Annotated in this window: 23 protein-coding genes; 14 read left to right on the top strand and 9 right to left on the bottom strand. The window is 59.5% G+C overall.

Annotated features, from left to right (window positions below; all coding sequences use genetic code 11):
• Nucleotides 1–35 precede the first annotated feature (35 nt).
• From ACYX4K_RS14560 to ACYX4K_RS14550, 3 genes are all read left to right on the top strand, one after another.
• On the top strand, nt 36–1,295 hold the full coding sequence (locus tag ACYX4K_RS14560) for an ammonium transporter (RefSeq protein ID WP_475091416.1): 1,260 nt from the start codon (nt 36–38) through the stop codon (nt 1,293–1,295).
• Between the two features lie 113 nt (nt 1,296–1,408).
• Nucleotides 1,409–1,747, top strand: a complete 339-nt coding sequence (locus tag ACYX4K_RS14555; protein WP_043319767.1) for a P-II family nitrogen regulator — start codon at nt 1,409–1,411, stop codon at nt 1,745–1,747.
• Between the two features lie 426 nt (nt 1,748–2,173).
• Complete coding sequence (locus ACYX4K_RS14550; RefSeq protein WP_475091417.1) at nt 2,174–2,386, top strand: hypothetical protein; 213 nt, start codon at nt 2,174–2,176, stop codon at nt 2,384–2,386.
• A gap of 203 nt (nt 2,387–2,589) precedes the next feature.
• Here ACYX4K_RS14550 and ACYX4K_RS14545 read toward each other — a convergent pair whose 3' ends face one another.
• The 4 genes from ACYX4K_RS14545 to lptM form a co-directional block, all read right to left on the bottom strand.
• Nucleotides 2,590–3,351 carry a DUF484 family protein gene (locus ACYX4K_RS14545; protein ID WP_475091418.1) on the bottom strand — a complete coding sequence of 254 codons (762 nt, stop codon included), beginning with the start codon at nt 3,349–3,351 and terminating at the stop codon, nt 2,590–2,592.
• 61 nt (nt 3,352–3,412) lie between these two features.
• Nucleotides 3,413–4,243: a diaminopimelate epimerase gene (gene dapF, locus ACYX4K_RS14540; RefSeq protein ID WP_475091419.1), complete on the bottom strand. Its 831-nt coding sequence runs from the start codon at nt 4,241–4,243 to the stop codon at nt 3,413–3,415.
• Nucleotides 4,244–4,385: 142 nt separating this feature from the next.
• Nucleotides 4,386–5,639 (bottom strand): diaminopimelate decarboxylase, encoded by a 1,254-nt coding sequence (gene lysA, locus ACYX4K_RS14535; RefSeq protein WP_475091420.1) that lies wholly within the window; start codon nt 5,637–5,639, stop codon nt 4,386–4,388.
• The gene (gene lptM / locus ACYX4K_RS14530) at nt 5,636–5,890 is read right to left on the bottom strand and encodes an LPS translocon maturation chaperone LptM (RefSeq protein ID WP_475091421.1); all 255 of its coding nucleotides are present in this window, start codon (nt 5,888–5,890) and stop codon (nt 5,636–5,638) included. The genes lysA and lptM overlap by 4 nt, the downstream gene beginning before the upstream one ends.
• A 122-nt stretch (nt 5,891–6,012) precedes the next feature.
• On the opposite strand from lptM, the gene cyaY reads away from it, so the two are divergent.
• Nucleotides 6,013–6,345 (top strand): iron donor protein CyaY, encoded by a 333-nt coding sequence (gene cyaY / locus ACYX4K_RS14525; RefSeq protein WP_475091422.1) that lies wholly within the window; start codon nt 6,013–6,015, stop codon nt 6,343–6,345.
• 116 nt (nt 6,346–6,461) lie between these two features.
• Here cyaY and ACYX4K_RS14520 read toward each other — a convergent pair whose 3' ends face one another.
• Together ACYX4K_RS14520 and argH are read right to left on the bottom strand one after the other, a co-directional pair.
• Nucleotides 6,462–7,448, bottom strand: coding sequence for a glycerophosphodiester phosphodiesterase family protein (locus tag ACYX4K_RS14520; protein ID WP_475091423.1), 987 nt, complete (start codon nt 7,446–7,448; stop codon nt 6,462–6,464).
• A gap of 266 nt (nt 7,449–7,714) precedes the next feature.
• Entirely contained in the window at nt 7,715–9,136 is a 1,422-nt protein-coding gene (gene argH, locus ACYX4K_RS14515) for an argininosuccinate lyase (protein WP_475091424.1), read from the bottom strand.
• 111 nt (nt 9,137–9,247) lie between these two features.
• Between argH and ACYX4K_RS14510 the strand changes: the two genes are divergently transcribed.
• Nucleotides 9,248–10,522 (top strand): sensor histidine kinase, encoded by a 1,275-nt coding sequence (locus tag ACYX4K_RS14510; RefSeq protein WP_475091425.1) that lies wholly within the window; start codon nt 9,248–9,250, stop codon nt 10,520–10,522.
• Nucleotides 10,519–11,277 (top strand): LytR/AlgR family response regulator transcription factor, encoded by a 759-nt coding sequence (locus ACYX4K_RS14505; RefSeq protein WP_475091426.1) that lies wholly within the window; start codon nt 10,519–10,521, stop codon nt 11,275–11,277. The genes ACYX4K_RS14510 and ACYX4K_RS14505 overlap by 4 nt, the downstream gene beginning before the upstream one ends.
• Before the next feature lie 26 nt (nt 11,278–11,303).
• Here the strand turns inward: ACYX4K_RS14505 and ACYX4K_RS14500 are convergent, their stop codons facing one another.
• From ACYX4K_RS14500 to ACYX4K_RS14490, 3 genes are all read right to left on the bottom strand, one after another.
• A complete protein-coding gene (locus ACYX4K_RS14500) occupies nt 11,304–11,912 on the bottom strand; it encodes a LysE family translocator (protein ID WP_475093910.1) in 609 nt (202 codons plus the stop codon).
• A gap of 33 nt (nt 11,913–11,945) precedes the next feature.
• On the bottom strand, nt 11,946–13,094 hold the full coding sequence (locus ACYX4K_RS14495; protein ID WP_475091427.1) for a PilT/PilU family type 4a pilus ATPase: 1,149 nt from the start codon (nt 13,092–13,094) through the stop codon (nt 11,946–11,948).
• Nucleotides 13,095–13,228: 134 nt separating this feature from the next.
• Nucleotides 13,229–14,263: a type IV pilus twitching motility protein PilT gene (locus ACYX4K_RS14490; protein WP_043319757.1), complete on the bottom strand. Its 1,035-nt coding sequence runs from the start codon at nt 14,261–14,263 to the stop codon at nt 13,229–13,231.
• Between the two features lie 114 nt (nt 14,264–14,377).
• Between ACYX4K_RS14490 and ACYX4K_RS14485 the strand changes: the two genes are divergently transcribed.
• From ACYX4K_RS14485 to rdgB, 8 genes are all read left to right on the top strand, one after another.
• A complete protein-coding gene (locus tag ACYX4K_RS14485) occupies nt 14,378–15,073 on the top strand; it encodes a YggS family pyridoxal phosphate-dependent enzyme (protein WP_475091428.1) in 696 nt (231 codons plus the stop codon).
• 13 nt (nt 15,074–15,086) lie between these two features.
• Nucleotides 15,087–15,932: a pyrroline-5-carboxylate reductase gene (proC, locus tag ACYX4K_RS14480; RefSeq protein WP_475091429.1), complete on the top strand. Its 846-nt coding sequence runs from the start codon at nt 15,087–15,089 to the stop codon at nt 15,930–15,932.
• A gap of 24 nt (nt 15,933–15,956) precedes the next feature.
• A complete protein-coding gene (locus tag ACYX4K_RS14475; RefSeq protein WP_475091430.1) occupies nt 15,957–16,562 on the top strand; it encodes a YggT family protein in 606 nt (201 codons plus the stop codon).
• Between the two features lie 332 nt (nt 16,563–16,894).
• Nucleotides 16,895–18,862, top strand: a complete 1,968-nt coding sequence (locus ACYX4K_RS14470; protein ID WP_475091431.1) for a dynamin family protein — start codon at nt 16,895–16,897, stop codon at nt 18,860–18,862.
• 79 nt (nt 18,863–18,941) lie between these two features.
• Entirely contained in the window at nt 18,942–20,165 is a 1,224-nt protein-coding gene (gene metX / locus ACYX4K_RS14465) for a homoserine O-succinyltransferase MetX (protein ID WP_475091432.1), read from the top strand.
• Nucleotides 20,165–20,755, top strand: a complete 591-nt coding sequence (gene metW / locus ACYX4K_RS14460) for a methionine biosynthesis protein MetW (RefSeq protein WP_475093911.1) — start codon at nt 20,165–20,167, stop codon at nt 20,753–20,755. Before metX ends, metW begins: the two co-directional genes overlap by 1 nt.
• Nucleotides 20,756–20,823: 68 nt before the next feature.
• The gene (locus ACYX4K_RS14455) at nt 20,824–21,273 is read left to right on the top strand and encodes a DUF4426 domain-containing protein (protein ID WP_475091433.1); all 450 of its coding nucleotides are present in this window, start codon (nt 20,824–20,826) and stop codon (nt 21,271–21,273) included.
• Between the two features lie 48 nt (nt 21,274–21,321).
• Complete coding sequence (gene rdgB, locus ACYX4K_RS14450; protein ID WP_475091434.1) at nt 21,322–21,960, top strand: RdgB/HAM1 family non-canonical purine NTP pyrophosphatase; 639 nt, start codon at nt 21,322–21,324, stop codon at nt 21,958–21,960.
• Nucleotides 21,961–21,999: the final 39 nt, after the last annotated feature.

Raw genomic sequence — 21,999 nt, 5'->3', positions numbered from 1 at the left:
CGACTCGGGATAGTTTGGGTTAAACGGAGCGAAAAATGGAAAATCAAATTTTTCAATTGCAGTACGCAATTGATACATTTTATTTCCTCGTGTGTGGTGCACTGGTTATGTGGATGGCAGCGGGCTTTGCCATGCTGGAAGCTGGCCTGGTGCGCTCTAAAAACACCACAGAAATTCTTACCAAAAACGTAGCGCTGTTTGCGATCGCGTGCACCATGTATCTGGTAAGCGGCTACGCGATCATGTACGACGGCGGCTGGTTGCTGAATGGCATCGAAGCCTTCGATCTCGAGGGTGTTCTCACGGCATCTGCAGAAAACGGTTTCGAAGGTGACTCCGTTTACTCCGGTGCTTCCGACTTCTTCTTCCAGGTTGTGTTCGTCGCTACCGCGATGTCCATCGTTTCCGGTGCGGTTGCCGAGCGTATGCGCCTGTGGAGCTTCCTGGTGTTTGCGGTTGTGATGACTGGCTTCATCTATCCGATGGAAGGATCCTGGACCTGGGGCGGTGCGGAAGTATTCGGCCTGTACAACCTGGGCGACCTGGGCTTCTCCGACTTCGCCGGTTCCGGCATTGTGCACATGGCGGGTGCTGCCGCTGCCCTGGCTGGCGTACTGCTGCTGGGCGCACGTAAAGGCAAGTACGGCCCGAACGGCGAAATCTACGCCATCCCCGGTGCCAACCTGCCGCTGGCGACCCTGGGTACCTTTATCCTGTGGATGGGCTGGTTCGGTTTCAACGGCGGTTCTGTGCTGAAACTGGGCGACGCTGCCAACGCGCACTCCGTGGCCATGGTATTCCTGAACACCAACGCCGCTGCCGCGGGCGGTGCTGTTGCCGCTCTGATCACCGGCCGTATCCTGTTCGGCAAAGCCGACCTGACCATGCTGCTGAACGGCGCACTGGCTGGCCTGGTAGCGATCACCGCTGAGCCTTCTACCCCGACTGCCCTGCAGGCAACCCTGTTCGGCGCCCTGGGCGGCATCCTGGTGGTATTCTCCATCCTGACTCTGGACAAGCTGAAGATCGACGATCCTGTTGGCGCCATCTCCGTGCACGGTGTGGTTGGTCTGCTGGGTCTGCTGTTGGTACCGGTTACCAACGACGGTTCCTCCTTCAGCGGCCAGCTGATCGGTGCAGCCACCATCTTCGTATGGGTATTCGCCGCCTCCTTCGCGGTCTGGTATGCCCTGAAGCTCATCACCGGTATCCGTGTTACCGAGGAAGAAGAGCAGCAAGGTGTTGACTTGGCCGAGTGCGGAATGGAAGCTTATCCGGAATTTATGAGCAAATAAGCGCTCATAGGTAGCCGCCAGTGTCGGGACCACTCCCCGCTGGCGGCAAAATAATCTTCCGGTACCGGTTTTCGGGCCGGTACCCGCAAGAACCATAATCAGGGGATAAGCGAATGAAATTGATTACGGCTGTGGTTAAGCCATTCAAACTGGACGATGTGCGCACCGCGCTGTCCGAAGTCGGCGTGCAGGGCATGACCGTGACCGAGGTGAAGGGCTTTGGCCGTCAGAAGGGTCACACCGAACTGTACCGTGGCGCCGAATACGTGGTGGATTTTCTGCCCAAGGTAAAACTGGAACTGGCGGTGGACGACAGCATGGTCGACAGCGCCGTTGAGGCCATCACCAAGGCGGCTCAGACCGGCAAAATCGGTGACGGCAAAATCTTTATCACTGCGCTCGAAGAAGTTATCCGTATTCGTACCGGGGAAACCGGCAGCGAAGCGGTCTGATCAAAGAATCGGACACAGTGTTTTCTAAGCCCCGCTCTGCGGGGCTTTTTTGTGCCCGGAATAAATCGCTCGGTGGACTCAGGTTGTAAGGCGCAAAAACCCCCTCTGTCCCGGGTGTGGCGCCAAAAGTGTGGCGCCCAAAAAAGCATAACCAACAGCAATAAATCGGGTGAAAATCGCACAAAAAAACTCTACCGGAAATGGGAACCTTTTCTGGCAGGCTGGTTGGACAGTGCCTATAAATATTTCGCCGCAGGAAATCTTCTGCCCGGCGGATTTTATTTGCCGTTCTCGCAGTGGCTGATGTGTCAGTGAGCGTGAATGGTGAATGGGCCGCCGGTGGAACAGGATGTTCGCCAGACGGTTACTGCGGCAGCAGGGGTATTCCCTCTGTAACAAGGGGTATCAAGTTACAGGGTAAATGACATGAAAGACGACCAATCCAGTGCTCGAGCGAAAGACACCGAGGATTTCGCAGAAGAGCGCACGCTTTCCTCCCGCCAGCGGGCCCGCAGTCAACTGAGTGCCGAAGTCGAGGCTTTCCTCGCCCAAGGTGGTGCCATCGCCGAAGTGGCGCCGGATGTAACTGCAGACCCACCGCGCAAGCCGCAGCCGAAGTACGGCAGCCGGCCCATCTAGTTTGAACAACTAGGCGCGCTGAACGAAGGAAAACACTGGGTGCCGGCACCGCCGGCAGGGCGAAGAAATCGAGGGCGGTGCTCCGTCAGGAGCGCCACCAACAGATGGAATCCGTCACCCCGGCGAATGCCGGGGTCCAGTTCTTCTCTCCAGACCCGATTCCAGGGTGTACTCTCAAGCCTGACGACAAAGACCGAACGGGATCAGCTGCGTGCCAACAGGTCCGGCAGCAGTCGTTCCAGCACTTCACCGATATACGACAGGAACATGGTGCCGAGGCTGGATCGGTAGTGATTGGGATCGCTGGAGCCGACCGCCAGGATACCCAGCTGGCCCGCCAGCGGTACAACCGCAGCGGAGGCCACCTTGTCCGCCCCGTCGCCGAACAGGTAAGCAGTTTCCGTGGGGCGCAGGGTGCCGCACACGGTGCGGCCGTTGCGCAGAATGGAGCCGATGGCGTTTTCCGCGCTGGCGCGGGAGCTGCTGCGTACCCGGCCCAGTTTGCTGCCGGAGCCGGGCAGGGGACCGAACAGGGTCAGCGCCGTGGACTCCACCTTGAAGTCTTCTTTGAAGCTTTTCAGTAAGGCATCGCCGGCTTCCGCCACGGTGCGGGCTTCCAGCAGTGCCAGTACCAGCTGGCGGCTGTGGGTAAACAGCTGATCGTTTTCCCGTGCGGCCTGCAGCAGCTGGTCGAGGCGCTGGCGCATCTCGATATTGCGCTCGCGCAGCAGGTTGGTCTGATGTGTCATCAGCGACACGGTTTTGCCAGACTCCCTGGGCAGCTGAATGGTATCCAGCAGCTCCATGTTCTCGGCAAAAAAGTTGGGGTTCTGGATCAGGTAGCGGGCCACCTGCCGCGAAAGCAGCTTCTTGTTGCGCTGGTTTTCGCTGTCGGCGGCTTCCTGGCGGTCCAGGTTGGCCTCGACTTCGCTATCGAGCAGGGGGGCATCGCTGTGATCGGTCATGGTCCGGGTCGTTATCTGGATTTATCTGGGTGCGCTCGGTAGGTCGTTGCAAAGCAGAGCCTCAGAGCATTATCTGTCCGTGATATACCGCCGCGGTGGGCCCGGTCATGGTAACCGGCTCGCCGGGTCCGGGCCAGTGGATCGTCAGGGTGCCACCGGGGAGGGTGATCTGCAGCTCCTCGTCCACCAGACCGCGCAGGCGCGCGGACACCATGGCGGCGCAGGCGCCGGTGCCGCAGGCGCGGGTCTCGCCCACACCCCGTTCGAATACCCGCAGGCGTGCCTTGCCGCGATCTTCGATTTGCAGGAAGCCCACATTGACCTTGGCGGGGAAGCGCGGATGGCACTCGATGACGGCGCCGAGGGTTTCTACCGGCGCCTTGGTGACATCTTCCACCAGCAGTACCGCGTGGGGGTTGCCCATGGACACTGCGCCGACGTTATACATCTCGCCGTCGACTTCCAACGGGTAGCTCTCGGCCTGAATGTCCGCCTGAAACGGTACTTTGGAGGGTTCCAGAATCGGCTCGCCCATATCCACGCTGACCTGGTCTTTCTCCTGTACCTTCAGCTCGAGGATGCCGGCAGCAGTCTCTACCAGGATCTGTTCCTTGCTGGTCAGGCGGCGGTCGCGCACAAAGCGCGCGAAACAGCGCGCGCCGTTGCCGCAGTTCTCCACTTCGCTGCCGTCCGCGTTGTAGATGCGGTAGCGAAAGTCGACGTCCGGGTTGCGCGGGGCCTCCACCAGCAACAGCTGATCGCAACCGATGCCGGTGTGGCGGTCGGCGATCTGGCGGACTTTCTCCGGTGACAGCTTCACCCGCTGGGTGATCCCGTCGACCATGACAAAATCGTTGCCGAGGCCGTGCATTTTGGTGAACTTAAGCCGCATTCTGTTTCTCTTCCATGCCTGAATCCCGTACCGGATCAAGTCCGGCATGACGCCGCCGGGATGACGTAGTGAATTGTCATTCCGGCGAAGGCCGGAATCCAGTGCTACAAAGTGGTGCCTGTCACAGTCCCACGAATAGTGATTAATCCTTCGCGGGTACCGTTGTCTCACCCCGCACCAGGTCCGCGAGGGTTTCCCGCGCGCGCACCAGGTAGGTCTTGTCCCCATCCACAAGTACCTCCGCGGCGCGGGTGCGGGAGTTGTAGTTGGAGCTCATGGTAAACCCGTAGGCGCCGGCGGACAGCATGGCCAGCAGCTGGCCCTGTTCCAGTGCCAGCGGGCGGTGTTTGCCGAGGAAATCGCCGGTCTCGCACACCGGGCCCACAATATCCCAGCTCTCAGTGTCGCCATTGGACGGGGTCACCGCAACGATATCCTGCCACGCCTGGTACAGCGCCGGGCGCAGGTTGTCGTTCATGGCGGCGTCGACGATGGCAAAGTTGTGCTCGTCGGTGCGCTTCAGGTATTCCACCCGGGTCAGCAGGGCGCCGCCGTTGGCAGCGATGGAGCGGCCGGGTTCCAGCACCAGGGCCAGATCGCGGCCGGCAAGTTTTTCTTTCACCGCACCGAGGTAGTCGCTCACTTCCGGCGGTTCTTCACCGCGGTAGCGCACACCCAAACCGCCGCCCAGATCCAGGTGCTTGAGTTTGGTGCCGTCCTCGGCCAGCTCGTCAATCAGCGCCAGCAGGCGGTCGAGGGCGTCGAGGAAAGGGGAAATCTCGGTGAGCTGGGAGCCGATATGGCAGTCCACGCCCACCGCGTCGAGGCTCTCGGAATCGGCAATGCGCGCGTACACCGCGCGGGCGCGCTCGATGGCGATGCCGAATTTGTTTTCCTTCAGGCCGGTGGAAATATACGGGTGGGTCTTGGCGTCCACATCCGGATTCACCCGCAGGGATACCTGCGCGCGCGTGCCCATCCCGGCGGCGACGGCTTCCAGCCGGTCCAGCTCGCCTTCGGATTCCACGTTGAAACAGTGCACGCCGACGGACAGCGCGCGGCGCATTTCATCGGCGGTCTTGCCCACTCCGGAAAATACCACCTTGGCGGGGTCACCACCGGCCATCAGTACCCGCTCCAGCTCACCGGCGGAAACGATATCGAAGCCTGCACCCAGCTGTGCCAGCACGGACAAAATACCGAGGTTGCTGTTGGCCTTGATGGCGTAGCAGATCAGGCCCGGGTGATCGCCCAGGGCGTCGGCATAGGCCTGATACTGGCGCTCGTAGTGGGCGCGGCTGTAGACGTAAGTGGGGGTGCCGAACTGCTCGGCAATCTGTTCCAGGCTTACGCCCTCGGCCCACAGGCTTCCCTGCTGGTAGGAAAATTCGCTCATTTGGTGACTGCTTCTGCTTCCGTGTGTTGCTCGGCTGGTTGTTCGGGTTGTTGTTTGGATAGTGCTTCGGTCTCGGCCGTTTTTCCACCTGCGACACCGCCCGCTTGGCCGTGACGGTGGCCGCCGCTGGTGGCTGCTGCACCGGGTGCGGCTGGATCCTGGGGCAGATAGAGCGGGCCCTTCTGGCCGCAGGCACTCAACGCCAGGGTGACGGCCGAGAGAGTAACCAGTGAAATCAGGGGCGTGCGCATTGGAATCTACCTAGGGTGCTCGGGTTTTAGTGCCGCATTCAAGCGAGACGAGAAGACCGGAAAAGCCTGCTAGTATAGCGACCCCAGCTTCCCAACAACACCGTAACAGTAGTAACGAGATTATGACTCAGCCGGCCTCCAACGCGGCCTACAACGCCGCTATCGAAGAAACCCTGATTGCCGTCGAGGACGCCCTCGATGAGTGCGATGTGGACATGGATTACGAACGCGCGGATTCGGTGTTGACCATCACCCTGGAGGACAACGGCACCCAGGTGATTCTGTCGCGCCAGAGTGCGGTACAGGAGTTGTGGGTGGCGGCGCGTTCGGGCGGTTTCCACTTGAGCTTCCAGAACCCAGGGTGGCTTTGCTCCACTACCGGTGAAGATCTGCCGACGCTGTTGGATCGGGTGCTGAGTGAGCAGCAGGGAGAGGCAGTTTCTCTGGGTCTCTAAGTCTTCCTCGTCATCCTGGCCCCGTCATGCCGGACTTGATCCGGTACGGGATCCAGGTTGCGGACTCCGCTGCTACCTGGATGCCGGATCAAGTCCGGCATGACGACTATTCGCGATTATTTCTGGCCCGTGAATTTCTGCTTCGCATAGGGCCCGATCACTTCAATTTTTTCCACCCACAGCGCGCCGCGATAATCCGCCGGTAGAAAATCGATCTGCTCGGCTTTGTAGATGCCGTGCACTCCACCCGGACTGCGGTGTTTGAAGTCCAACACCATCACCAGACTGTTCGCGTCTTCCATGCGCTGAATAAAACGATTTGGCCAGCCCCACAGTGCCCAGTGCCATGTATTCGGCGCGACCACGGCGCTATTGCGGCAGGCCTCGGGCACGTACCCTGACCAGCCGAGGATCAGGTAGCGGTAGGTACACTGCTTGACGCTGTCGCGGCTGAAGTTCCAGGATTCCGGGCGCAGTTCGCGCATTTTCACCATTACTTTCTCGCCGCCATAAACCAGCAGGTTTCCCTGTGGAGGCAGCTGGCGTTCGCGCAGGTATTTGTCGAGTTTTATGGCTTCCTTGGGGCGATTGCTTTTGATGTTCACCAGGAATTTTTTATCCGGGAATGTCCGGTAAACCTCCTCCAGCGTGGGAATCAGGCCCACGCCCTTGCCGCGAAACGGAAATGTCTCACCGCCGTCCGGCGTATAGCCGTAGCCGATATCCAGGGTCTTCAGGTAACTCATCGGGTGGTCGCGGGTGGTGCCCTGGCCCTCGGTGCGGCAGTCGATGGTCCAGTCGTGGAACACCGCGAACTCGCCGTCGGTGGTGGGATGCACATCGATCTCGACGATATCCGCCCCGGCATCGAAGGCGGCCTGCATGGAGGCGATGGTGTTTTCCAGGTATTCATGTTCGGGCTCGAACACGCGGATTGCGGTGCAATCGTCGCGGCCGAGGTTTTCGCGGTTGTAGGTCTGGTAAACGCCTCGGTGTGCAATCAGCGTTGGCTTGCCCGGGCGCTGTTCCGCGAGCCAGGAGGCGTTGGTAAGGTAGACGGCGATGACAAATGCGGTGCCCGCGAGCAGCAGATACTTGCGCATAATTGGACTCTTCCTGAGACAGGTTCTTGTAATCGAGTGTGAGTCTAGCCGGTCACGGAGAAGAGAAAGTGGCGGTCGGGGGATGGATTATGGCGAATTGTGGCAGCGGAGTAGTCTGCAGGTTGGTGCTGGATACCGGATCGAGTCCGGCATGACGAGTTTCAATACCCCCGTCATCCCGGACTTGATCCGGGATCCAGCACGTGGCTTTCGCCACGCAGCCGGGCGTTGCCCGGCCTAAACCACGAAACCTAAACCGCGAAAACTTAGCGCGAAGCAATCAGCTTGCGGGCACGCTCGCAGGCAGCCCGCACCTGATTGGGCGCGGTCCCCCCAATATGATCCCGGGCGGCCACGGAGCCTTCCAGGGTCAGCACGTCAAACACATCATCCCCGATCACATCGGAAAACTTCTGTAATTCTTCCAGACTGAGATCCGCCAGATCGCAGTCTTTCTCAATGGCAAATGCCACGGACTGACCGACGATCTCGTGGGCATCGCGGAAGGCCACGCCCTTGCGCACCAGGTAATCGGCCAGGTCGGTGGCGGTGGAGAAGCCCTTGCCGGCGGCGGCGAGCATGTTTTCTTTCTTCGGCTTCAGCGCCGGCGCCATATCCGCGAAGGCGCGCAGGCAGTCCAGTGCGGTATCGGCGGCGTCGAACAGCGGCTCTTTGTCTTCCTGGTTGTCCTTGTTGTAGGCCAGCGGCTGGCTCTTCATCAGAGTCAGCAGGGCGATCAGGTGGCCGTTCACGCGGCCGGTCTTGCCGCGTACCAGCTCCGGTACGTCCGGGTTCTTCTTCTGCGGCATGATGGAGGAGCCGGTGCAGAAGCGGTCCGGCAGGTCGATAAAGTCGAACTGGCTGGAGGTCCACAACACCAGTTCTTCACTGGCGCGGGAGAGGTGCGTCAGCAGCAGGGCGCTGAAGGCGCAGAATTCGATGGCGAAGTCGCGGTCGCTGACGGAGTCCAGGGAGTTCTCGGTGGGGGCGTCAAAGCCCAGCAGCTCGGCGGTGCGCGCGCGGTTGATCGGGTAGCTGGTGCCGGCCAGCGCGGCCGCGCCCAGCGGCGAGCGGTTAACGCGCATGCGGCAGTCCATCAGGCGCTCGTAATCCCGGGTCAGCATCTCGTTCCAGGCCAGTAGGTGATGGCCAAAGGTGACCGGCTGCGCGGATTGCAGGTGGGTGAAGCCGGGCATGATGGTGTCCGCTTGCTGCTCGGCCAGGTTCACCAGGCCGGTCTGCAGGCGGGTCAGCTCAGAGGCTATCTGGTCGATGCGGCCCCGCAGCCACAGGCGGATATCGGTGGCCACCTGGTCATTGCGGGAGCGTCCGGTGTGCAGCTTCTTGCCGGTGGCGCCGATGCGATCGGTCAGGCGCGCCTCGATGTTCATGTGCACGTCTTCCAGCGCCACAGACCAGGGGAATTCGCCCGCCTTGATCTCATCACTGATGTCCTTGAGGCCGCCCTCGATCTGCTTGAACTCGTCCTCGGTCAACACGCCCACTTCCGAAAGCATCTGCGCGTGGGCCAGAGAGCCCTGAATATCTTCCAGCGCCATACGCTGGTCGAACATCACCGAGGCGGTAAAGCGCTCCACGAACGCATCGGTGGCTTCACTGAAGCGGCCGCCCCACAGCTTGGCTGCCGGGTTCTGTGCATTGTTTGCGGAGGAGTTATCGTTGCTCATGCTGCCTCTGGTCGAAAGTGGATTGGGTTTGTGAATGGTGATGTGGAAGTCGATCCGGGATGGCGGTATCTTCTCTTTCCTAGAGCGAGTCCAGAATAAAGATAACGCAGTATGACATCTTCCCGGCCCGCGCAAGCGGCGGGCATTATAGCGCAGCAAATTCGCGAAATTGCCCCCGATGGCAAAGATTCTGCGCGCCTGGACTCCGGGAACACATCTGCTGACGAATCCCCGCATTTCCTTCCCGACCTGTGTAGCGCGACTGGTGTGGCCGCACTGGTGCTGATGGGTGAGCTGCTGGCGCTGGTGCTGGTGCTTGCCACCGATGGGCTTGCGCCCTTCAACTGGCAGCGCCTGGGGCTGGTTTCCCTCACCGTGCAGTGGGCGATACTGCCGTCTGCCGCGATCCTGTGCCGTATGCGTCCCATTCTGGCGCGCCTTTCCCACAAGGTTGCCGCAGCGCTCAGCTATTCCACTGTGCTCGCGGTCTTGCTGGGGGTACTGTTGGCGCAGCACTGGTGGGCCGCGGATATGACCGGTATGCCGATCGCCTGGCTGTCGCTACTGGCCAATTTCCTGGTCGGCGCCATCTGTGCGGGAGTGGTACTGCGTTACGCCTATGTGCAGCAGCAGTTGCACAACCAGCAGCAGGCGGAGCTCGGCGCGCGTATCGAGGCGCTGCAGTCCCGCATCCGCCCGCACTTTCTGTTCAACAGCATGAACAGCCTCGCCAGCCTGATCGCGGTGGATCCGGAGCGCGCGGAAAAACTGGTGGAAGATCTCTGCGTATTGTTTCGCGCATCCCTGGCAGACTCCAGAATGGTGCCCCTGGAGCAGGAAATTGCCCTGGCGAAGCATTACCTGGAAATTGAATCCCTGCGCCTCGGTGATCGCCTGCAACAATCGTGGCAGGTGGATGATTTTTCCGGGCCAGCGGAGCTGCCTTCAATGCTATTGCAGCCACTGCTGGAAAATGCGGTGCTGCACGGTGTCGCGCGCTTGCGTCGCGGTGGCGCCATCGAAATTTCTATTCAGGAAATATCTTCCCCCAACAAATTCGGTCGTCGTCAAAATGTCATTGGCAGAGCGTCCCGCGAACTGCTATTGTCGATTCATAATCCTATTGCAGAGTCTGACGGAAATACTGCGACGGAAAACAACCGCAATGCCCACGTCGGCAACGGTATGGCGATGGAAAATATTCGCCAGCGTCTCAGTGCGTTTTACGGTGAGCGCTTTCGCTTTACTGCACAAGAGTGCGAAGGCGAGCGAGGTAGAAAATATGTCGTAGAAATACGGCTGCCGTTAAGCGCCCGTGCAGAAGCCAGAACAACTGAGCCAGTAGCAGTGCCTTCCGGCGGAGTCGTTACCGAGGTGGTCGAATGAGTACCTCTGAACGCCCGCTGGGTGTGCTGATCGTCGACGACGAGCCGCTGGCACGGGCCAGATTGGCCCGACAGTTGCAGACTATTCATGGTTGCCAACTGCTGGGAGAAGCTGCCGATGGGGAAAGCGCGTTACAACAGCTGGATTCACTCGACCCGGACCTGTTGTTACTGGATATCGAAATGCCCGGAGAAAACGGGCTCCAACTCGCCACCCAAATTACCAACCGACCCAACCCGCCTGCGATCATATTCTGCACCGCCCACGACGAGTTTGCGCTCCCTGCCTTTGCGGTTGCTCCATCGGGTTACCTGCTCAAGCCCGTCAATGTGGAACAACTGGCACAGGCGATTGCCCAGGCGCGAAGACTGAGCAAACCGCAACTGCTGCAAGCCGAACCGAAATCACCACCTGCCAGCAGCGGCCGCCGCCAGATAAAAGCGGTGAGCCGCCGCGGTGTGCAATTAATTGATGTGGACGATATCCGCTGCTTTATCGCCGAAGACAAATACGTTATCGCCCATCACTCTGGTGGCGAAACGGTGCTGGATGAATCCCTCAAGGAACTGGAAGCTGAATTCGGCGAGCGCTTTGTGCGGGTACATCGCGGCGCGATAGTTGCGGTGGAGTATATTACCGGCCTGCGCAAGCAGGCATCCGGGACGGTGGTCACGCTCGGTGGCACCGAGCAGACACCACCGGTATCCCGTCGCCTGCTAGGGCCGGTGAAAGCCCTGCTGGAAGAAATGGTCTGATATAAGCGGGTGCCATCGGTATCGGTTTACAGGCTACGCAATACCATCCACAGGCCACTGCCCACCAGTAGCGCCCCGCCCACCTTATTGAGCGCTTCTCCTGCGCCGCGCTGCTGTACGCGAGAGTGTGCGTGTACCGTAATCCACGCGTATATCAGCATGACGCCGACCACACTGACCGTAGTGATGGCAAAAATGATCACCATATCGGTAAGCGTGATTTCCGCCAGCGGCAGAAACGCGGGGAAGAAACTGAGGTAGAAAAGAATCGCTTTGGGATTCCCGAGGGTGATGGTCAGCCCGATCAACACACTGGATATTAATGAATTTGTCGACGTGGGCGCGACCTTGACCTTCGTAGACTGCGCCCGCAACAGGCTGATTCCCAGCCAGATCAGGTAGGCAGCGCCGAGATACTGGATGACGGTAAATACACTCCCCATCATATCCGCGACATAGGCGAGACCGGACAGGCACAGGGCGATAAAAATATAATCGCCGAAAACGATACCAATCGACGTCGCCACACCATGCGGCATGCCACCACTGGCCGACCGCGCCATCACTGCAAAGATCCCCGGGCCGGGAATGGCCGCCAGAACGACCATCGCGCTGAACAGCGCGAGGGTACTCACTAGTGTCAAATCGGTACCTCTTGGGGGGATCGATTAATAGATCTGCGGGCCGCTGCCGGTATCGGTGTCGCTGGCGAGGCTCAGTCCGTCGGCAGCGCTGTTGAGATACTCGGCGTCGGATTCGGATTTGAGCTTGATCATCAGGCGCAGGTCGTTCGCGGAATCCGCGTGGGCGAGGGCGTCTTCGTAGGTGATTTCGCCGCGGTCGTAAAGCTCGTACAGGGCCTGGTCGAAGGTCTGCATGCCCTGCTCGACGGAGCGTTTCATCAACTCCTTCATCTTATGCACCTCACCCTTGCGGATCAGGTCCGACATCAGCGGGGTGTTGATCATGATCTCAAGACAGGCGCGGCGGCCGTCGCCGTCCGGGGTCGGTACCAGCTGTTGCGCAACCATGGCCTGCAGGTTGAGTGACAGGTCCATCCACAACTGCTGGTGGCGATCTGCCGGGAAGAAGTGAATGATCCGGTCCAGCGCCTGGTTGGCGTTGTTGGCGTGCAGGGTGCACAGGCACAGGTGGCCGGTTTCGGCGAAGGCGATGGCGTGGTCCATGGTTTCGCGGGAGCGAACCTCACCAATCAGGATCACGTCGGGCGCCTGACGCAAGGTATTTTTCAGGGCGGTTTCAAACGAGTCGGTATCCAGGCCCACTTCGCGCTGGGTGACGATGCAGCCGCGGTGCTGGTGGATAAATTCGATGGGGTCCTCGATAGAAATGATGTGACCTTTCGAGTTCTCGTTGCGGTGGCCGATCATGGATGCAAGCGAAGTGGATTTACCGGTACCGGTCGCACCCACAAAGATGATCAGGCCGCGCTTGGTCATCGCCAGCTCTTTGAGCTGCTCCGGCAGGCCGAGGCCGTCAATGGTGGGGATCTTGGTTTCGATACGACGCAGTACCATGCCCACCAGATTGCGCTGAAAGAAGGCGGACACCCGGAAACGGCCAACGTTGCGCAAAGAGATGGCGAAGTTAAGCTCTTTGGTCTCGGCGAATTCTTTTTTCTGGCGGTCGTTCATGATGCCCACGACCATTTCGCGGGCTTTTTCCGGGCTCAGAGGACTGGTGGTGACCGGCACGATCTTGCCGTGCAGTTTGATGGACGCGGGTACACCGGCGGTGATGAACAGGTCGGACGCGCCTTTTTCGGTGACCAGTTGTAGGAGTCGTTCGATTTCCATTTTTATTTACCGCCTGGGGTAGTCGTTTTCTTCGAATCGTATGTAATTACTTCGTAGCACTGGATCCCGGATCGAGTCCGGGATGACCAGGCTTCGTCATCCCGGCCTTGAGCCGGGATCCAGCTTGCGGAGGTTTAGAAATTCTCCGGCATTTTCGCTTTTTCGCGCGCGACTTCGCGGCTGATGATGCGTTTTTCTACCAGGTCCTGCAGGCACTGGTCCATGGTCTGCATACCCACGTTGGCGCCGGTCTGGATGGCGGAGTACATCTGCGCGATCTTGTCTTCGCGGATCAGGTTACGAATCGCCGGGGTACCGCGCATGATCTCGTGGGCGGCGACACGGCCGCCGCCGTTGCGCTTGAGCAGGGTCTGGGAGATTACCGCTTGCAGGGATTCCGACAGCATGGAACGCACCATGGCTTTTTCTTCCGCGGGGAACACGTCCACAACACGGTCGATGGTCTTGGCCGCGGAGGTGGTGTGCAGGGTACCGAATACCAGGTGGCCGGTTTCCGCGGCGGTCAGCGCCAGGCGGATGGTCTCGAGGTCCCGCATCTCACCCACGAGGATGATGTCCGGGTCTTCACGCAGTGCCGAGCGCAGGGCTTCGGAGAAGCCGTGAGTGTCGCGGTGCACTTCCCGCTGGTTCACCAGACACTTTTTGGATTCGTGCACGAATTCGATGGGGTCCTCTACGGTGAGGATGTGCTCGTACTTGTTGTCGTTGATGTAGTCGATCATCGCCGCGAGCGAGGTGGACTTACCGGAGCCTGTAGGGCCCGTCACCAGTACCAGGCCGCGCGGGGTGTCGGAGATCTGCTTGAACACCTGGCCCATCCCTAAGTCTTCCATGGTCAGTACCTTGGAGGGAATGGTCCGGAATACGGCGCCGGCACCGCGGTTGTGGTTGAACGCGTTCACACGGAAGCGGGCCACACCGGGGACTTCGAAAGAGAAGTCGGTCTCCAGGAACTCTTCGTAGTCCTTGCGCTGCTTGTCGTTCATGATCTCGTAGATCAGGCCGTGCACCTGCTTGTGCTCCATGGGCGGCAGGTTGATACGGCGCACGTCGCCGTCCACCCGGATCATCGGCGGCAGGCCCGCAGAGAGGTGCAAGTCGGAGGCGTTCTGTTTGGCGCTGAAGGCGAGGAGTTCTGTAATGTCCATACTGCTACCCTTTATTCTTCTCTTACGCTGCTCTCGTTGTGATATGACCGTCGATATGACGTGCGGGCAATGAGCGCATAGAATGCCCGCCGAGCAAAAGTTGGGTCCCAGTATATGCGCAAAGGGTCAATCCCCGAAAACCTCAATTCCGTCACTGAGCGGATCGTCACAGCCTGTGATAGTTGTGACCGGCAGGCCGATACCGTCACTCTGCTGGCGGTATCGAAAACCCGCCCCGCGGAAGACCTGCGAGTGGCGTATAACGCGGGGCAGCGCCACTTTGGCGAGAATTACCTGCAGGAGGCGCTGGAGAAACAGGAGGCGCTGGAAGACTGCGAGATCACCTGGCACTTCATTGGCCCGCTGCAATCCAACAAAACCCGGGATGTGGCGGAGCACTTTCACTGGTTGCACTCGCTGGAGCGGTTAAAAATTGCACGGCGATTATCTGAGCAGCGCCCGGCACATATGCCGCCGTTGAATGTGTGCCTGCAAGTGAATATTGATGGTGAGGACAGCAAGTCCGGGGTCAGCCCGGAAAAGTTGCCGGAACTGGCGGCCGCGGTGGCGGCGCAGCCCAATTTGCAGCTGCGCGGTTTGATGGTGATCCCTGCGCCCCGCAGCGCTCTGGACGACCAGCGCACGCCTTTTATACAGCTGGCCGGTCTGTTGGAGGATCTCAGGGCGCAGCTGCCGGAGCAGCCGCTGGACACCCTGTCCATGGGCATGTCCGGGGATATGGAGGCGGCGATCTTCAGTGGTGCCACCATTGTGCGGATTGGCACCGATATTTTTGGGGCTCGGAAATAATTCAGAGGAGCTTATGGCTGACCAACAAAACGCATCTGATCACAAAATGGTATTTATCGGCGGCGCTGGCAATATGGCGGGTGCGGTGATTGGTGGCATGGTGGCCAGTGGTTACCCCGCCGACAAGATTGTCGCCACCGGCCGCAACGAGCAGAAGCTGAAAGACTTCTGCAAGCGCACCGGCGTCCACGGCAGCACCGACAATCTGGCGGCGATTGAGGGCGCCGATGTGGTGGTGCTGTCGGTCAAGCCACAGATGATGAAGGAAATGTGCGAGGCGCTTAGGGAGACAGTGAGCGCTCGCAAACCCCTGGTGATCACCCTGGCGGCTGGGATCCCACTGGCGGCTTACCAACGCTGGCTGGGTGCCGGTGTGCCGATCGTGCGCGCCATGCCCAATACGCCGGCGCTGGTGGGCACCGGGGTGACCGGCCTGTATGCCGGCGATGGCGTTACCGACGAACACAAGTCCGTGGCCACCCAGATGGCCGATGCGGTGGGTATTGCCCTGTGGGTGGAGCAGGAGTCCGGCATCGATCAGGTAATCGCGGTGTCCGGTTCCGGCCCCGCGTACTATTTTCAGTTTATGGAATCCATGATCGACGCGGCGGAGAAGGCCGGCATGGACCGCGCGGATGCCGAGCGCCTTACCTTGCAAACCGCACTGGGCGCGGCGAAACTTGCGGTGGCCGCGGATGTGGATGTGGCGCAGTTGAAGCGCAATGTCATGTCGCCGAATGGCACTACCGAGCGCGCGGTAAAGCGTTTTCAGGAGGGTGGCCTGCCGCAACTGGTGGAGCAGGCCATGAACGATTGCGCGGCGCGTGCCGCGGAAATGGCGAAAGAACTCGACAAATAACAGACTGCAAAGAAAGGACGTTTGATGGTCAACACCTTCAGCAATATCGGCGTATTTATTCTCGCCACCATCGGTATTCTGTTTCTGTTCACGGTGCTGCTGCGCTTTATGCTGCAGCTGGCGCGCGCGGATTTTTACAACCCACTCTCCCAGGGTATCGTCAAAATCACCAACCCATTACTGCGCCCTTTGCGCAAAGTGGTGCCGGGGCTGTTTGGCATTGATATGGCCTCCCTGGTACTGGCGCTGCTGGTTGCCTGGGTGATGATTATCGGTGCGGGATTCCTTGCCGGTGCCGGTATGCTCAACCCCCTGAGTGCACTGTTGTGGGCATTTCTCGGTGTGTTGATGACGCTGATCGCGATCCTGTTTGTGGGCATGCTGATCTCCATCGTGGTCAGCTGGATTGCCCCGCAGAGCTCCCATCCCGCGCTGATGTTGCTGCGTCAGCTGCTGGAGCCGGTCTACGCGCCGGTGCGCAAGGTGATCCCGCCGCTGGGGGTGATCGATATCAGCCCGATTTTTGTCTTTATCCTGCTGACAGTTGTGGATAAGTTGCTGGTTGGGTTCGCGCAGAGTGCGAATATGCCGCAGTTGGTGTACAACCTGTTCTGGCACATCCCCTTCTAATCGGGACGCCCGAAAACTACTGCGCGTGCGCCTGGCGGCGGTCGGCAGTGCGCGCAATGCTCATGTACTGCGTGTACATTCCGCTTGCTGTGCGCTGGCGCCCACCACCAGCCACCCGCTCGCTACGTTTTCAATCGCCCCTATACATCTCTCCAGCTGTCTTAACTGTCATCTTTTTCGCTTCCCGCTCACTCCCCTTCTTTATTTCTTCTTTCTCTGTCTATCCAGTTCGCGTCAGTTCTCGAAAATACGGTGTCAGGGTTTAACTCCATGGCGGCTTGCTGGAAAATGGCTGTCAAATCCGTAAGTAGTACCAACAAGAACTTATAAACATGGAAGATGCGACCTTGCGCCAGCACATTGCCGATTACGACCGTTGGAAGAAGGGGCTTGATACCCAGTTCAACCGGTTCAGCCACTGGTTGGAACAACACTTCCCCAACTCCGCCGGCGCCCGGCAGGTGGTTCAGCAGGCGCGCCAGTTGCTGGTGGAAGATCAGTTTACCGTTGCGCTGGTGGGCGAGTTCTCCCGTGGCAAGACCGAGCTGATCAACGCGCTGTTGTCGCACACTTACGGCAAGCGCCTGCTGCCGTCGCGCCCCGGTCGCACCACCATGTGCCCCACGGAAATCTTCAGCGATGGCACCGAGCAGGCCTCCGTGCGCCTGCTGCCCATCGAAACTCTGGCCACCAATACCAGCCTAGAGAGCTTCCGCCGCATCCCGCAGAAGTGGGTCAATTTCGACTTTGACCCGGACGACGCCGATGCCACCCGCGACGCGTTGATGAAGGTCGCCGCCACCAAAGCCGTCACCCCGGAAGAGGCCGCCCGCTACGGTTTCGATCGCCGCCATCTCGACGGCAACGGCAACCTGGTACAGATTCCCGCCTGGCGTTACGCGCTGATTTCCCTGCCACACCCGCTGCTGGCCCAGGGCCTGCGGATTATCGACACCCCCGGGCTGAATGCCCTCGGCAACGAGCCCGAACTGACCCTGTCCACCCTGCCGGGTGCCCAGGCGGTGGCCTTCCTGCTCTCCGCCGACGCCGGTGTCAGCGGTACCGACCTGAATATGTGGGAAACCCACCTGGTGCCACTGAAAGAACACCGCGGTACCGCGGTCATGGCGCTGCTGAACAAGATCGATGTGCTGTGGGACGATCCGGACGAAGACGCGGACCAGATGCTGCGCAAGATGCGTGCGGAAGTGAGCAAGCTGCTGGCACTGCCGCAGGAAAATGTGGTTGGTGTGTCCGCGAAAAAAGCCCTGCTGGCGCGCGCCGAGCGCGATCCGGTATTGCTGCAGCAGAGCCGTTTTGGTGACTTTGAACAGCTGCTGGTACAGCGCCTGATGGAGCACCGCGACAAAGTCGCCAACCACCGCTCCCTGCACCAGGCCCTGACCCTGATGGCCGATACCCGCGATCTGCTCAAGCGCCGCCTCAACAGTGGCCGCGCCACCCTTGAGCACCTGAAGCGCCACGGTGCTACCAGCCCGGACCAGGTGGAAGAGCTGAAGCAACTGCATGCCACCGCCAAGGAACAGCACAAATACTGTCACCAGGAACTGCTGACCCTGAAATCCAGCCAGCGCATGCTCGCCCGCCAGCGCGCCTCTCTGTTGGCACCGGTCTCCAGCCAGCAGCTGCAACAGCTGATCGACGAAACTCGCAGAGCGCTCAACGAGCGCTGGTCTCCCCTCGGTCTCGCCCGCGCCATCGACGGATTTATGGGTGGCGTGGAACACCAGCTGGGCAATCTCGAGCGTGAAGTGGACCAGGCCAACCGCCTCGTCGACGCCATTTACGACCGCTCCACCCTGAGCAGCATCATCTCCGCCGAGCAACACTTCGACATCGCCGGCTTCCGCGCCGCCCTGCGCGGCCTACACCGCCAGGCCGCCCAATTGCGCCGCTCGCCTCAACTGCTGCTGGCCCGCCGCAACCGCCTCACCGAGCGCTTTGTGGCTACCCTCGCCAACGAAGTCGGGCGCATGTACAGCCAGATGATCTCGTCTGTGGACGGCTGGCTGGATCAGGTGCTGGAACCGCTGAAACAGCATGTTCAGTACCAGAAACACCTGCTTAACCGCCACCTGATCAAGCTCACCGAGCTCAAACAGAAAACCCAGACCAAGCGCACCGACCTGCGCGCACTGGAAGAAGAGCTGGTGCGCAACCACAGCGCCCTCGGTGCGCTGGAAGACCTGCTCAAGCACACCCACGCGGCCCCCCAGCCGATTCCGCCGGCGCCGGTAGCGAACAACGTGACCCCACTGAAAGCCCCGGCGACCACCTAAGTGCGTCAGTAGTAATACGGATGGGCGGTGTACTACCGCCCCCAGCTTTCGTAAACTTGGCGCCCCGCCCAGTAACCACATGCGAAAGATTTTGACCACGGAAGCGCACACTCCCCAATCAGGAAAACCGGCAGGATTGCCCGCAAACTCTGTCGGCATCGTCGAGCCGAAAAGCCACACCTTCCCCGGCCCCTTCAAACTGGCCTGCGGCCGCGTACTCGACGAATACACCCTGATGTACGAAACCTATGGCACCCTCAACGCCGACAAAAGCAACGGCGTACTGATTTGCCACGCGCTCTCCGGCCACCATCACGCCGCCGGTTACCACAGCGAAAGCGACAAGCGCCCCGGCTGGTGGGATCACTATATCGGCCCCGGCAAACCCATCGACACCAACAAATTTTTCGTGGTGGCTGTCAATAATCTCGGCGGCTGCCACGGTTCCACCGGCCCGGCTTCCATCAACCCAGCCACCGGCAAAGCCTGGGGGCCAGACTTCCCGCCGCTGCGCGCGCGGGACTGGGTGCACAGCCAGGCGCAACTGGCGGACTTTCTCGGCATTCAGCAGTGGGCCGCCGTTGTCGGTGGTAGTCTCGGCGGCATGCAGGCGATGCGCTGGTCGCTGGAATATCCCCAGCGTCTGCGCCACTGCGTGGTGATTGCCTCGGCGATGAAACTGTCCGCGCAGAATATTGCGTTTAATGAAACCGCCCGCCAGGCCATCACGTCTGACCCGGATTTCCGCGACGGCCGCTATCTGGAAGAAAAAACCCTGCCGCGCCACGGACTGGCCGTGGCGCGTATGATCGGGCATATCACCTATCTGTCCGACGACGGGCTCGGCAAAAAATTTGGCCGCGAACTGCGTTCGGGTACCTTCAGGCAGGGCGTGGAAGAGCTGGTGGAATTTCAGGTGCAGAGTTATCTGCGCTATCAGGGGGATTCCTTCTCCGGCAGTTTCGACCCGAATACCTATATCCTGATGACCCGCGCGCTGGACTATTTTGATCTTGCGCGAGAGTACAACGACGATCCGGTGGAAGCGTTTTCCCACGCACGCTGCAAATTCATGCTGGTTTCTTTTACCTCCGACTGGCGCTTTGCCCCGGAACGTTCCCGGGAAATTGCCGATGCACTAATACACGCAAATATTCCGGTGACCTACGCCGAAGTGGAATCCCCCATGGGGCACGATGCGTTTCTGTTACCCAACGAACGCTACGAAAATTTTTTCGCAGCCTATATGAACAATGTGGCTCGGGAACACGGCCAGCAAGCGAACAGCGAGGTGGCGGCATGATTCGTCAGGACCTCGATATTATCGCCAACTGGGTACCGGAAAATTCGCGGGTGCTCGACCTCGGTTGTGGTGACGGTGCGCTGCTGGAGCGGCTGGAAAGCGAAAAACAGGTTAGCGGTTACGGTCTGGAAATCGACCCGCAACAGATCCAGAAGTGCGTCGAGCGCGGTGTGAATGTGGTGGAGCAGAACCTGGACAATGGCCTGAAGAATTTTGCCGACCACAGCTTCGATACCGTGGTAATGACCCAGGCGTTGCAGACATTGCGTTTTCCCCATCTGGTGGTGGAAGAAATGCTGCGGGTAGGGCGGGAGTGTATTATCACCTTCCCGAATTTTGGCCAGTGGAAAGCGCGCTGGCATCTGGCCGTTTCCGGCCGTATGCCGGTATCGGACTTATTACCCTACGAATGGTACGACACGCCCAATATTCACTTTTGTACTTTCAAGGACTTTGAAGTGCTCTGCCGCCAGCACAGCTGGAAAATACTGCACCGTCAGGTAGTCTCAGAATCCACAGTATCCGGGGTTTTGAAGGATTTTTTGCCGAACCTTTTTGGTGAAACAGCGATTTACCATCTGACTCGCTAATATTAGTAGCAGAAGGTTGTTTCTGGCGCCGCCGGGAAACGAATCAAACCGATATACAGGAGAACGCCGTGAAACGTTATTTTGCAGCATTTATTTCCATAGCCCTGTTGCTGTGGGCCACTGCCGCTGCGGCTCAGGGTGCGAAAACTATTGAAAACCACAAAGTTTTCGGTGATTACCGGGTGTCGTACTCGGTTTTCAACAGTGACTTTATTTCCCCGGATATTGCACAGCATTACAACCTGGTGCGCGCAAGAGACCGCGCGTTCGTGAATATTTCGGTCAGCAAGGTTGGCGATACCAAGGGCAGTAGCGTTGGTGTGTCAGGTAATGCCACTAACCTGATTCAGCAGTCCCGCCCGCTTGAGTTCAAGGAAATTCGCGATCAGGGCGCTGTGTACTATCTGGCGCCGTTTCGCTTTGAACACGAAGAGAGTCTGACTTTCAATATCGACCTGGTAATGCCCGATGGCAGCACCCAGGAGCTCACATTCCGTCGCCAGCTACACAAGAATTGATGGCTGGATATTGGATACGCGGTAACGTCAGAAAAATACTGAGTTCTCATGGATAAAATCGTTCTCGCCAGTGGTAACGCCGGCAAGTTGAAAGAGTTTTCTCAGCTTTTTTCCGGCTGGCAGATTGCCGTACTGCCTCAGTCCGAATTTCTACAGCAAGAAGCGGAAGAGACCGGGCTCAGTTTTATTGAGAATGCCCTTATCAAGGCGCGCCACGCCAGTAACGCTAGCGGCCTGCCGGCGCTGGCGGATGATTCTGGACTTGCGGTGGATGCGCTCGGCGGTGCGCCCGGAATTTATTCCGCGCGCTATGCAGGTGCCGGTGCCAGTGATGCCGACAACAATCAGAAATTACTGGAAGCCCTGGACGGTGTACCCATGGAAAAGCGCGGTGCCAGTTTCCACTGCGCCCTGGCGTTTGTGCGCACGGCAGACGACCCGGTGCCCCTTGTCTGTTCCGCGCGCTGGGCGGGCCATATTCTCAGCCGCCCGGCGGGTGAGCAGGGGTTCGGCTATGACCCGCTTTTTTACGTCGAGTCCGAAAAGCTCACTTCTGCACAGCTGCCCCGCGAAGTAAAAAACCGGCTCAGTCATCGCGCTTTGGCGGTGAAAAAATTTGAACAGCTGTGGCATGAAGAAATGGTGCTGCCGCAGCGCCAGGTTGATTCCGGCAAAAAGCTCTTCTGATTTTTTTGATGAGCCCTCAACGAGCCTCTCTCCAGCGAG

The sequence above is a fragment of the Microbulbifer sp. ABF4_107 genome, from assembly GCF_056312215.1.
The sequence above is the reverse complement of the archived record's forward strand: the minus strand, read 5'-3'. Positions and strand labels throughout refer to the sequence as shown.

Excerpts from the sequence above, each read along its gene's own strand:
- ACYX4K_RS14560 (WP_475091416.1), top strand. The coding sequence starts at position 36 with ATGGAAAATCAAATTTTTCAATTGCAGTACGCAATTGATACATTTTAT.
- ACYX4K_RS14555 (WP_043319767.1), top strand. The coding sequence starts at position 1,409 with ATGAAATTGATTACGGCTGTGGTTAAGCCATTCAAACTGGACGATGTG.
- ACYX4K_RS14550 (WP_475091417.1), top strand. The coding sequence starts at position 2,174 with ATGAAAGACGACCAATCCAGTGCTCGAGCGAAAGACACCGAGGATTTC.
- ACYX4K_RS14545 (WP_475091418.1), bottom strand. The coding sequence starts at position 3,351 with ATGACCGATCACAGCGATGCCCCCCTGCTCGATAGCGAAGTCGAGGCC.
- dapF (WP_475091419.1), bottom strand. The coding sequence starts at position 4,243 with ATGCGGCTTAAGTTCACCAAAATGCACGGCCTCGGCAACGATTTTGTC.
- lysA (WP_475091420.1), bottom strand. The coding sequence starts at position 5,639 with ATGAGCGAATTTTCCTACCAGCAGGGAAGCCTGTGGGCCGAGGGCGTA.
- lptM (WP_475091421.1), bottom strand. The coding sequence starts at position 5,890 with ATGCGCACGCCCCTGATTTCACTGGTTACTCTCTCGGCCGTCACCCTG.
- cyaY (WP_475091422.1), top strand. The coding sequence starts at position 6,013 with ATGACTCAGCCGGCCTCCAACGCGGCCTACAACGCCGCTATCGAAGAA.
- ACYX4K_RS14520 (WP_475091423.1), bottom strand. The coding sequence starts at position 7,448 with ATGCGCAAGTATCTGCTGCTCGCGGGCACCGCATTTGTCATCGCCGTC.
- argH (WP_475091424.1), bottom strand. The coding sequence starts at position 9,136 with ATGAGCAACGATAACTCCTCCGCAAACAATGCACAGAACCCGGCAGCC.
- ACYX4K_RS14510 (WP_475091425.1), top strand. The coding sequence starts at position 9,248 with ATGACATCTTCCCGGCCCGCGCAAGCGGCGGGCATTATAGCGCAGCAA.
- ACYX4K_RS14505 (WP_475091426.1), top strand. The coding sequence starts at position 10,519 with ATGAGTACCTCTGAACGCCCGCTGGGTGTGCTGATCGTCGACGACGAG.
- ACYX4K_RS14495 (WP_475091427.1), bottom strand. The coding sequence starts at position 13,094 with ATGGAAATCGAACGACTCCTACAACTGGTCACCGAAAAAGGCGCGTCC.
- ACYX4K_RS14490 (WP_043319757.1), bottom strand. The coding sequence starts at position 14,263 with ATGGACATTACAGAACTCCTCGCCTTCAGCGCCAAACAGAACGCCTCC.
- ACYX4K_RS14485 (WP_475091428.1), top strand. The coding sequence starts at position 14,378 with ATGCGCAAAGGGTCAATCCCCGAAAACCTCAATTCCGTCACTGAGCGG.
- proC (WP_475091429.1), top strand. The coding sequence starts at position 15,087 with ATGGCTGACCAACAAAACGCATCTGATCACAAAATGGTATTTATCGGC.
- ACYX4K_RS14475 (WP_475091430.1), top strand. The coding sequence starts at position 15,957 with ATGGTCAACACCTTCAGCAATATCGGCGTATTTATTCTCGCCACCATC.
- ACYX4K_RS14470 (WP_475091431.1), top strand. The coding sequence starts at position 16,895 with ATGGAAGATGCGACCTTGCGCCAGCACATTGCCGATTACGACCGTTGG.
- metX (WP_475091432.1), top strand. The coding sequence starts at position 18,942 with ATGCGAAAGATTTTGACCACGGAAGCGCACACTCCCCAATCAGGAAAA.
- rdgB (WP_475091434.1), top strand. The coding sequence starts at position 21,322 with ATGGATAAAATCGTTCTCGCCAGTGGTAACGCCGGCAAGTTGAAAGAG.